Below are 11,502 nucleotides of genomic sequence, written 5' to 3' on the forward strand. Positions count from 1 at the left end.
GCTGTTGGTGTTCCATTATCATCTCTCCGGCAATCAGGCCTGCGCCGGTGCAGGCGGCGTTTCTATGGGTCGCGTGTACCAGGTCCCGTCACCGTTCAGATGCAACAGATGCGAGTGTTGCGGAATCAATGTGCTGCGGTGGCCGACGCTGATCAATTTCAACTGGGGCAGACGCTGGTGGACCAGACGATACATCGCGTCTTCCAGACCTTCGTCCATTGCCGACGTAGCCTCGTCAATGAAAGCGGCGGACGGCGCTGCCAGGAGCAAACGGGCAAAGGCAACGCGCTGCTGCTCGCCTAGCGACAGGGTGTGCGACCAACTGACTGTTTCCTCAATCCGAGCTTGCAGGTGAGCCAGGTGTACGTCAAGCAGGGCCTGCTTACCTTTTTCCAGGCCGTCTGCCGGCACCGAATTCGGATAATACAGCGCTTCAAGCAAGGAGCCTTCCGGCACATACGGCTTCTGTGACAGGAACAAAATATCGTCTTCGGGGCGTACGATCGTGCCGCTGGAATATGGCCAAAGGCCAGCTATGGCGCGCAGAATGGTGGTCTTACCAGAGCCCGAAGGACCCTGCAGCAGCCAGTACTGGCCCTTTTCGACACGCATGGACAGATCATTAACCAGTTCCTGGCCTAGCGGCGTACGAATGCTCACATCCTCAAGCAGAACCGTGTCGCCATCCTGCCGGACATCGGGCAATGGCAAGGCGTCGGCATTTTCAATATTGGTGAGAAATCCATGCAGCCGATTCAGTGTGGCCCGGTAGCCGGCAAAAGTATCATACGCGTTACGGAAGAACGACAAGTTATCATGCAGCGTGCCAAATGCCTGGGCACTCTGGGTCATGGCGCCCAGCGTAATCTGCTCGGAGAAAAAACGCGGCGCCTGAATAATAAAGGGGAAAATGACCGCAGTCTGCGAGACAAAGAAGTTGAACCCCTGAAACTTGACGCTTCGATGCACAATAGCCCAGACATTGCTGATAATCTGCTTAAAACGGCTCATCAGCTTGCCCATTTCGATTTTTTCGCCTTTGTAGAAAGCGATGCTTTCGGCGTATTCACGCACGCGGACCAGGGAATATCGATAGTCCGCATTGAATTTCTCATCCAGGAAATTGAGCAGAATAAGGGGTCGGCCGATCCGGAATGCAAAGACAGTGGCAATCAGAATATAAATAAACAGGGCAAAAACCATGCCCCGCGGGATGGTGACCCCGGCCAGCGTAATGTCACCAGACAGGGTCCACAGGATAATGGTAAAGGCGACCGCCGAAACCAGAGAGCTGACTACCCCCAGACAAAGGTCGAGCGATACCGTGACGAAGTTGGCGATGTCCTGCTGGATACGCTGGTCCGGGTTATCTGCCGGCGTGCTAAGGTAATGGGAACGGTAATAGCTGGTGCGCGACAGCCATTTGTTCAGGAAAACGCCGTTGAGCGATTCGCGCCAGTTGATCGTAAAGGCCTGCTGCAGATAGAATGTGACCAGGGAGCGGATAATGTGAATACCTGCCAGGATGGTAAAAACACCCATCTGAATCCAGAAACTGGTCTCGTCCAGTTTTTGCAGCGCAGTATACATGCTGTTGTACCAATTGGAAAACAGCACACTGACGCGTACGCCTGACAGACTGAGCAGCAAGATGACGCTGAACATCACAAGGGGGCGTGCCGAGCGCCGGGGATTGAAATAATCGCCGGCCAGCTTCCAAAACTGCCGCCCCCAATGGGTATAGCGCGTCAGCAACCAGCCGCTGGCCACGATAGCGGCAAATGAAATCACATAGGCCTGTATAAGCCAGAAGGCACTATCCTTTAATTCCTGACCCCAGTCCATTCACACTCCTGTATCCTGATTTGTGCACTGCATTGCGCAACCATCGGGCGCAGCATCCGCGAAAAAGAGTCACTTTACCTTAACTGGCGGGGATGCTGTCAATCCGAGCGTGCACGAATGTAATAATTATCGCGCTCGCAAGGTCCTGAAAACCCGTGGATTTATCTGCTACTATTTGATGATCTAAATAACTGGAGTCCCTTGATGGAGCTGTTGCTTGACCCAAATATATGGGTAGGCTTGATTACACTGATTGTTCTGGAGTTGGTGCTGGGCATAGACAACCTTGTCTTTATTGCCATTCTCGTCGACAAACTCCCCCCAAGCAGCGTGACAAAGCTCGCATTACCGGACTTGCCCTGGCCCTGATCATGCGGCTCATGCTGCTGTCAGTCATGTCGTGGCTGATCAAACTGACCACGCCGCTATTTTCCCTTTACACGCTGTCGTTCTCGGGCCGGGACCTGATCCTGATCGCCGGCGGTTTCTTTCTGCTGTTCAAGGGTACCCTTGAATTGCATGAACGGCTTGAAGGCAAAACCAGGGCCTCTACCGGCCCGCGCGTCTATGCCAGCTTCGGCGTGATTGTCACACAGATCATTGCCCTGGACGCCATCTTTTCGCTGGACTCGATTATCACCGCTGTTGGTATGGTCGATCATCTGCCGGTCATGTTTGCTGCCGTGATCATCGCCATGGCGGTGATGCTGGTTGCATCCAAGCCCCTGACCAACTTTGTCAACCAGCACCCGACCGTGGTCGTGCTGTGCCTGGGTTTCCTGCTTATGATCGGCTTTTCGCTGCTGGCCGAAGGCTTTGGCTTCAAGGTGCCCAAGGGCTATTTGTACGCGGCCATCGGTTTTTCGGTCATGATCGAAATCTTCAACCAGATCGCGCGTCACAGCATCAAGCGCACCGAAGCCACCCGCCCCATGCGCGAGCGTACGGCCGAAGGGATTTTGCGAATGCTGGGCAAACGTCCGCCGGACGAGGCGCATATGGAAAATCCCAACCAGCAGGCTGAACAACCCGTTGTTTTTGAAGACGAAGAACGCTATATGGTTAGCGGCGTGCTCACGCTTGCCGACCGCAGCATTCATTCGATCATGACGCCGCGTGCAGATATTTCATGGATCAATATCGAAGATGATATCAATAAGATCCGCGATGAAATCATCAACACGCCCCATACCTTCTTTCCGATCTGCCGCGGTGCGCTGGATGAAATCATCGGAGTCGGCCGGGCACGTGATCTGATTGCAGATATTCTTACCGAAGGCCGAATCAATGTCAAAAAACTGCGCAAGCCGCTGGTGGTGCCCGAGTCCATCAACATCCTGACGCTGATCCAGACACTTAAGGAAAGTCGCGGCCAACTGGTGGTAATCACAGATGAATTTGGCGCGATCGAAGGCCTGGTGACGCCGATGGACGTATTCGAAGCAATCGCCGGTGAATTCCCGGACGAAGATGAAACCCCCGACATTGTGGAGCTGGGCGAAGGACGCTGGATGATCGATGGCGCAGCCGACCTGCGTCACCTGGAGCAGATCCTGAACATTGATGGACTGTACGACGACAACGAAGAGACCGCCACGCTGGCCGGCTACCTGCTGCGACAGTTTGACCGGCTGGCCGAGCCCGGCGATGTCTTCGAACTGGAACATGGCCCGATCAAAACCGTCTTCAAGGTCGTGGCTCTGGACGGCCGGCGTATTGGCCAGGTCAGCGTCGAACAGTATCGCGAGAAAAACCCCGAAGAGTTGCTGGATATATAAAACCTGATATTGCGCACTGCGTGGTGCAAGCGCCATCAACGATAGCATCTCCGTTTATAAACTTATTACCTGATTTTCCAAGCCCGCTTTCGCGGGCTTTATTTTTTCATTCTTTTCTTCTTATCACAAACGAAATAAAACGAGACGTGGCGCAGATCCTGCCGCCACAGGCTTATATCTGCCACTTTACCGAACGCGCTTTTATATTGTTCCTGTGCATATCATTATCAGAATTTAATCGTTCGTGCCGGCGGCCGGGTTCTCTACACTGAACCCACTTGCATTATTGCTCTCCTCCAATTTTGACAGACACAGGCCGCTCATGACTACCCGTTCCACCCTTTTTCGCAATATCTCGATTGCCGCCGTCTCGGTCGCTGCCCTCCTGTCTGCGGCGCACGCCAAAGACCTTACTTTACTGAACGTGTCCTACGATCCCACCCGCGAACTGTATCAGGAGATAGACGGTATTTTTGCTGCGCAATGGCAGGAAAAAACCGGCGACAAGCTGACCATCAAACAATCGCATGGCGGCTCCGGCTCCCAGGCCCGTTCGGTGGACAACGGCCTGGATGCCGACGTGGTGACCCTGGCGCTGGCCATCGACATCAACAATATCGCCCGCAAGAGCAAGCGTATTAACGCAGACTGGGAGACCAAGTTCCCGCACAACAGTACGCCCTTTACCTCCACCATTGTGTTTCTGGTGCGCAAGGGCAACCCCAAGGGTATTCGCGACTGGGGCGACCTGATTAAACCAGATGTCCAGGTGATCACCCCCAACCCCAAGACGTCGGGCGGCGCACGCTGGAACTATCTGGCTGCGTATGCCTGGGCCAAGGCCCGGCCGGAAGGCACTGAGGAATCTGCAAAACAGTATCTGAAGGACCTGTACAGCCATGTGCCAGTCCTGGATTCGGGCGCACGCGGCTCAACCCTGACTTTCGTACAGCGCCAGATCGGGGACGTATTGCTGGCCTGGGAAAACGAAGCATTCCTGGCCCAAAAAGAACTGGGCAAGGGGCAGTTTGACATCATCGTGCCTTCGCTTTCGGTACTGGCCGAGCCGCCGGTGGCCATTGTCGACAAGGTCGTGGACAAGCGCGGCACCCGCGAAGTGGCCACCGCCTATTTGAATTTCCTGTATACGCCCGAAGCGCAGCGCATCGCGATCAAAAACTTCTACCGCCCCACCGATCCGAGCCTGGCCGCAGAAGCAGACAAGCTATTTCCGCCACTAAAAACCATTTCGATTGCTGAGCTGGGCGGCTGGGATGCAGCCAACCAAAAGCATTTTGCTGACGGCGCCATTTTTGATCAGATCTACCTGAAAAAATAATGCCACTTTCAATTGACGTGCTGCAATGACGCTGCTTAGAAAACAATATTCGGTTTTACCCGGCTTTGGCGTGACGCTGGGCATTACCCTTTTCTGGCTCAGCCTGATTGTGCTGATTCCGTTTGCCGTCCTGTTTGGCTGGGCAGCCCAGTCCGGGATCGAAGGCTTTCTGAAAACCATTCTGAACGAACGCGTGATTCACTCACTATATGTGACCTTCGGCACTTCCTTGATTGCGGTGCTGATCAATGTCGTATTCGGTCTGGTCACTGCCTGGGTATTGGTCAGATACACTTTTCCAGGGAAAAAGCTCATCGATGCTTTCATCGACCTGCCCTTTGCCCTGCCCACTGCCGTTGCCGGTATTGCGTTGACGACCCTGTATGCACCCAACGGCCTGCTGGGCAGCCTGTTTGCCTCGCTGGGTATCCGGATTGCCTATACGCCAACCGGCATTGTGATTGCGCTGATCTTTATCAGCCTGCCCTTTATCGTTCGGACAGTCCAGCCGGTATTGGAAGATCTGGAACCGGAATTGGAAGACGCCGCCACCTGCCTTGGCGCCAATCGCTGGCAAATCTTTGCCAAGGTTATCTTTCCCGCCATTGCGCCGGCCCTGCTTACCGGCGCCGCCATGGCCTTTGCCCGGGCTGCCGGCGAATATGGCTCGGTAATTTTTATCGCCGGCAATATTCCCATGGTCTCGGAAATCACACCGCTGCTGATTACCGCCAAGCTGGAACAGTCGGACTACACCGGCGCGACCGCGCTGGCCGTGCTGATGCTGATGATTTCCTTCCTGGTCCTGTTGCTGATCAATCTGGTTCAGCGCTGGAATAATAAACGTAACGGCATGAACTGAAAGGCAGCCAGATGAACACCCAATTTCGCCGCACCGAAAAAACCTGGATACGTCTTCTGCTGACGGCTATTGCACTTGTCTTCATTTTGCTGTTTATCGCCTTGCCCATGTTGCTGGTCTTTGCAGAAGCATTCAGCAGGGGCTGGGCATTCTACCGTGACACCCTGAGCGAATCGGACGCGCTGTCGGCCATTTTCCTGACGCTACTGACGGCTGCCATTGCCGTGCCCCTGAATGTGATTTTCGGCGTCGCCGCCGCCTGGGCCATCGCTCGCTTCAATTTTCGCGGCAAGAGCTTTCTGATCACATTGATTGATCTGCCATTCTCGGTGTCACCTGTGGTTGCCGGCCTGATGTATCTACTGCTCTTTGGCAACCAGACGGCGTTGGGCTTGTGGCTGGATGCGCATGATTTGAAAATTATTTTTGCCGTCCCCGGTATTGTGCTGGCGACCACCTTCGTCACCTTTCCGTTCGTTGCCCGTGAACTCATTCCACTGATGCAGGCGCAGGGCGCCGATGAAGAACAGGCCGCATTGGTGCTGGGTGCCGGCAGCCTGCAGACACTATGGCATATCACATTGCCAAATATCAAATGGGGCCTGCTGTACGGCGTGATCCTGACCAATGCCCGGGCCATGGGCGAGTTTGGTGCCGTCAGCGTTATTTCCGGTCATATACGAGGGGTCACCAATACCATCCCCCTGCACGTAGAGATCCTTTATAACGAATTCAATATTGCCGGCGCGTTTGTATGCGCTTCGGTGCTGGCGCTGCTGGCCATCGTCACATTGATCCTCAAATCCGTCATCGAATGGCGTCAGCATCGTTCTCACCAGCAATCGCTGCGGCGCAGCGGCAGCCCCGTGCAATCGACCGCAGACAGCCGAATCGGCACTGCTGCCGCGATAAGCGCAACATGAAATTGATACAGCCGGCAATCGGTTCAACCGCTGCGGTTGCCGTCCGATTTTTCACCTTGCAGCAACCACTGCCCCTGCAGACAGAACAAGGAATTTATTGTGAGCATTGAAGTTCGTCATGTCACAAAAACATTTGGTGACTTTACCGCCCTGGCCAATATCAGCCTGCAGATCCACAGCGGCCAATTGCTGGCGCTGCTGGGGCCGTCCGGCTGCGGCAAAACAACGCTGCTCAAAATCGTGGCCGGGCTGGAGCAACCCGATTCAGGCCAGTTGCTGTTCGAAGGCGTCGATGCCACACACAAGCATGTTACCGAGCGCGGCATCGGCTTCGTTTTCCAGCACTATGCGCTGTTTCGCCATATGACGGTATTCGATAATATTGCTTTCGGGCTGAACGTCAAGCCACGGCGCAGCCGCCCATCGAAAGCGCAAATCCACGACAAGGTACATCGTTTGCTGAAAATGGTCCAACTGGATTGGCTGGCCGATGCGTATCCCAGCCAACTGTCAGGCGGGCAGCGTCAGCGTATCGCGCTGGCCCGCTCGCTGGCCGTCGAGCCGCAAGTGCTGTTGCTGGACGAGCCTTTTGGGGCACTGGATGCCCGGGTTCGCAAGGATCTGCGGCGCTGGTTGCGGCAATTACATGACGAGATTCATCTGACCAGTATCTTCGTTACGCATGACCAGGAAGAAGCGCTGGAAGTCTCTGATCGGGTTGTCGTAATGAACCATGGCCGGATAGAGCAAGTGGGCACACCCGACGAAATCTATGAACATCCGGCCAGCGCGTTTGTCACCCAGTTTCTGGCGACGTCAATCTCTTTCACGGTCGTATTCAGGATGAACAGTTCACTCGCGGCGATTATGCACAACCCCTGGCGCCGGGCAATATCCCCGGCAGCAGCGACGATGAAGTGACTGCGTACATCCGCCCTCACGATATCGAACTGACCCAGGACGCCAGCAATGCGCTGGACCGCGGAACGATCGAGCATGTACATGCCATCGGCCCGGTTGTGCGTCTGGAACTTGCTCGCGCAGGCTCTCCGGATCCCATTGAAGTTGTCATGACGCGCGAACGCTACCGGCTGCTGGGACTGAACCCGGGCGATACGGTTTATGTCAAGCCTCGTAAAATGGCCGTCTTCACCCGAAGCAACGTGTCGGCTGCTGCCTGAATATCTGGCGCGGCGCTATCGTCCAACGCTACCCGATCCTCGGCGATATTCCGGATGGTTGCGCCGGCATTTGTTCACCGTCACGTTGCGCGTAACGCCTTGCCGCCGCCAGCTTCAAAGCCCAATATACTTGACAAAAAAAGGCACCGTCAAAGGCGGGCTTTTCAGCCCTGCTTCTGGCGGTGCCGTTCAAAACGGTGCCGGGTTTAACAATCCACTTTTACAATACGCTACTGGTACCCCACCCAGGCTGCGAGATAGCTATCATGCACCTTCCCGGCCAAAAGAGATGTCATGCCGTTTTCGCCACTGCCTTGATAATACCGGCAGCAACCGTGTTATTGCTGACCTCGTCAATCAGGATAAAGGACCCGGTGACGGCATTCTCGTCATAACTGTCACTCACCAGGGCTTTTGCAACGTGAGCTGGACCTCGCCAATATCGTTCAGGCGCAATTGCTCGCTGCCCGTTTCGTTTAACAGTGTTTTTACGTCCAGTACCTTATTGATCCTGTTGATTCTGACCGGAATGCTGGCAAACGTATGGCGCAACAGATACTTGCGCTTCAGTTGCAGCGGGTCGGCATCAAACCAGCACAGATCCGCATGGATATCACGCCTGGCCTCAACCTGTGCATCTGCAGCAACAAAGATATCACCACGCGATACATCAATATCCCGGTCCAGACTGATTGTCAGAACATCGCCCGCCACCGCGGTAGATACTTCGCCGTCCGGGCCCAGTATTTCCTTGACAATTCCCGTCTGATTGCCCGGCAACACCCTGAGTGCCTGGCCGACAGAGAGTTGTCCACCGGCAACTTTGCCCATATAGCCACGAAAATCGTCTGCCTGGTTACCATCCTGGCGTACCACAAGTTGCACCGGAAACCGCAGGGCAGCAGGATCATTCTCGCCTGGCTGAGCCAGTTCGAGCGACTCCAGTATCGACAGCAGTGGTTGCCCTTGATACCAGGGCATGTTTTCGCTGCGCGTGACGACATTGTCGCCACCCAGTGCCGACACTGGAATATAGCGCACGTCAGTCAGGCCAAGTTGAGTGGCCAATTGTGCATAGGCATCACAGATTTTCTCAAACCGTTGTTGATCAAAACCGATCAGATCCATTTTGTTGACGGCCACCACAATGTGCCTGATGCCGAGCAAGCGCAATAACGCACTGTGTCGGCGGGTTTGCGCCAGCAAGCTCACGTTATCCTGCGCATCCAGGGCGCGCACCGGATCAATCAACACGACTGCAGCATCGGCTGTCGACGCACCGGTCACCATATTGCGCGTGTATTGTTCGTGGCCTGGCGTGTCGGCAATAATAAACTTGCGCTTTGCCGTCGAAAAATAGCGGTAGGCAACGTCGATCGTAATGCCCTGCTCCCGTTCTGCTTCCAGCCCGTCAGTCAGCAAGGAAAAATCAATCTGCTCGCCAATTGTGCGCTTGTGTTTAGCATTGCGCACAGCCAGCAGTTGATCGCTCAATACCGCTTTGCTGTCAAACAGCAACCGTCCAATAAGCGTGCTTTTTCCATCATCGACCGAACCCGCTGTAATAAAGCGCAAGAGTCCGTTTGTATTTTCAGTTGTCATATATGTAATTCCTGGCTGTTCAGAAATAGCCTTCTTTCTTGCGTTTTTCCATGGATGCTTCGCTCAGTTGGTCATCCATGCGCGTGGCCCCTCTTTCGGTAATCTCGGCGATGGCCGTTTCCCGGATGATATCTGCCGGTGTGGCAGCCGTACTGGCGACCGGGCAGGTGCAACTGATATCGCCCACCGTTCTGAAACGGACACTGACCACTTCGCTACGCTCCGTTTCCTGCCTGGGCGTCAGCGGCGTAACCGGCACCAGCATGTCGTTGCGACGAACAATCTCGCGGTCGTGCGCATAATAAATATCAGGCAAGGCCAGATTTTCCTGTTCAATGTATTGCCAGATGTCCAGCTCGGTCCAGTTCGAAATGGGGAACACGCGAATCTGCTCGCCCGGATGAACACGGGCGTTATACAATTCCCACAGCTCCGGGCGCTGTGCCTTGGGATCCCATTGGCCGAATTCATCACGGAAGGAAAAAATACGTTCCTTGGCCCGGGCTTTTTCTTCGTCGCGCCGTGCCCCCCCCATAAGCGCATCAAAGCCGTGGGCCTCGATCGTTTCCAGCAACGTCACTGCCTGCGCGGCATTGCGCGAATCCGTGGCACGCCGCAGCTTGACGGTTCCCTTGCGAATGGAGTCTTCCACGTGCCCCACCACCAGCGTGAATCCATGTTGCGCGACCAGCTCATCCCGAAAGCGGATGACTTCCGGAAAATTATGGCCGGTATCAATATGGACCAGCGCAAAAGGCAATGATGAAGGCCGCTTTCCCAGGCGAAACGCCTTGCGGGCCAGGTGCAGCATGACCACCGAATCCTTGCCGCCCGAAAACAGCAAGGCGGGCGATCTGCTTTGTGCATAGACTTCGCGAATAATATAAATGGACTCGGCTTCAAGCCGCTTCAGATGCCCGGTATGCAGATGCGCGGGGTGGTGATTAATCGAACCGGATAATGTATCCATAGCCAATGTGTTTCCCTGATAATGTGTTTGTCTCATTGCCTGCGGAGCAATGTCAATTGTGAACGTGCAGACCACATTCGCGGCTGTCCTGGTTTTCCCACCACCAGCGGCCGGCGCGCGGGTCTTCGCCCACGCGGATCGCCTTGGTACAGGGATCGCAACCAATGCTTGGATACCCCTGGTAATGCAACGCGTTTACCGGCACCGAATAACGCTGCACATATGCCCAAACGTCCTGCTCGGACCAATCAAACAGGGGGTTGTATTTGCTGATCCCTCGAGCCTCATCATGTTCATGCAAATCCAGATCGCTGCGCGTGACTGATTGCTCACGACGCTGGCCGGTAATCCAGGCATCGGCATCCGCCAGGCTGCCGCCAGCGGCACCACCTTGCGAATATCGCAGCACTGGCGGCGTGCCTGTAAGCTTTCGTAAAAGCCATTGATACCGTACTGATCGATATACGCCTGCACGGCCGACTCATCGGGTGTGTAAATGGCCAGTCGTGTACCGTAGCGAGACTGGATCTGGTCCAGTAGCGTAAGTGTTTCTGCTGGCAGACGGCCGGTCTCCAGTGTAAAGATGTCGATATGCGCGGCGATATCCTGGTAGTGTTCGCTTAGTCCTGCCTCGCGCAATATCACGTCTGTAATAACCATATCTTCCGCCGACAGGCTGGATGCCAGGCGCGTGTGCGAGTGCGATCGCGCGATAGCAAGCAACCGTTCGCGCAACTGCTGGCATTTTTCATCCAGTGCAGCAGGTCAATTGCACGCTTTGGCGGCGCCCACAGGATCGGGCGTTCAAAAACCGATGCTTGCGTTTGCGCAGAGTGAAAAGCCATAATTTATCCGTCCAAGGTGTAGTGCTGCACCCGATATGCGGGCCAGCCTACTTCGGTGAGGCTTTATCTTATCGGCTCGTCTCAGGATTCAGAACGAATAAATATGTCTTTATTTATAGATGGTGGATATAAACCAGGCTGGCCAAGCGGTGCTGTG

Annotated in this window: 5 protein-coding genes and 4 pseudogenes; 5 read left to right on the forward strand and 4 right to left on the reverse strand. The window is 54.9% G+C overall.

The annotated features are described in order from the left end of the window. Nucleotides 1-33 precede the first annotated feature (33 nt). Nucleotides 34-1,845 carry an ABC transporter ATP-binding protein/permease gene (locus TKWG_RS12345; RefSeq protein WP_014751152.1) on the reverse strand — a complete coding sequence of 604 codons (1,812 nt, stop codon included), beginning with the start codon at nt 1,843-1,845 and terminating at the stop codon, nt 34-36. A 204-nt stretch (nt 1,846-2,049) separates the two neighbouring features. Between TKWG_RS12345 and TKWG_RS12350 the strand changes: the two are divergent. The 5 genes and pseudogenes from TKWG_RS12350 to TKWG_RS12370 all read left to right on the forward strand — a co-directional run bounded on the left by TKWG_RS12350 (nt 2,050) and on the right by TKWG_RS12370 (nt 7,928). Then, nucleotides 2,050-3,623 (forward strand): annotated as a pseudogene (locus TKWG_RS12350) (TerC family protein). Nucleotides 3,624-3,945: 322 nt separating this feature from the next. Next, entirely contained in the window at nt 3,946-4,962 is a 1,017-nt protein-coding gene (locus tag TKWG_RS12355; RefSeq protein ID WP_014751155.1) for a sulfate ABC transporter substrate-binding protein, read from the forward strand. Nucleotides 4,963-4,987: 25 nt separating this feature from the next. Continuing rightward, on the forward strand, nt 4,988-5,824 hold the full coding sequence (gene cysT, locus TKWG_RS12360) for a sulfate ABC transporter permease subunit CysT (RefSeq protein WP_014751156.1): 837 nt from the start codon (nt 4,988-4,990) through the stop codon (nt 5,822-5,824). A gap of 11 nt (nt 5,825-5,835) precedes the next feature. Beyond that, nucleotides 5,836-6,747 carry a sulfate ABC transporter permease subunit CysW gene (cysW, locus tag TKWG_RS12365; protein ID WP_014751157.1) on the forward strand — a complete coding sequence of 304 codons (912 nt, stop codon included), beginning with the start codon at nt 5,836-5,838 and terminating at the stop codon, nt 6,745-6,747. A gap of 99 nt (nt 6,748-6,846) precedes the next feature. Further along, nucleotides 6,847-7,928 (forward strand): annotated as a pseudogene (locus tag TKWG_RS12370) (sulfate/molybdate ABC transporter ATP-binding protein). A 292-nt stretch (nt 7,929-8,220) separates the two neighbouring features. Here TKWG_RS12370 and TKWG_RS12375 read toward each other — a convergent pair. The 3 genes and pseudogenes from TKWG_RS12375 to TKWG_RS12385 form a co-directional block, all read right to left on the reverse strand. Then, nucleotides 8,221-9,530 (reverse strand): annotated as a pseudogene (locus TKWG_RS12375) (sulfate adenylyltransferase subunit 1). Between the two features lie 19 nt (nt 9,531-9,549). After that, nucleotides 9,550-10,500: a sulfate adenylyltransferase subunit CysD gene (cysD, locus tag TKWG_RS12380; RefSeq protein ID WP_014751160.1), complete on the reverse strand. Its 951-nt coding sequence runs from the start codon at nt 10,498-10,500 to the stop codon at nt 9,550-9,552. Nucleotides 10,501-10,552: 52 nt separating this feature from the next. After that, nucleotides 10,553-11,345: pseudogene (locus tag TKWG_RS12385) on the reverse strand (phosphoadenylyl-sulfate reductase). Nucleotides 11,346-11,502: the final 157 nt, after the last annotated feature.

This window comes from Advenella kashmirensis WT001 (assembly GCF_000219915.2).
GTDB lineage: Bacteria > Pseudomonadota > Gammaproteobacteria > Burkholderiales > Burkholderiaceae_B > Advenella > Advenella kashmirensis.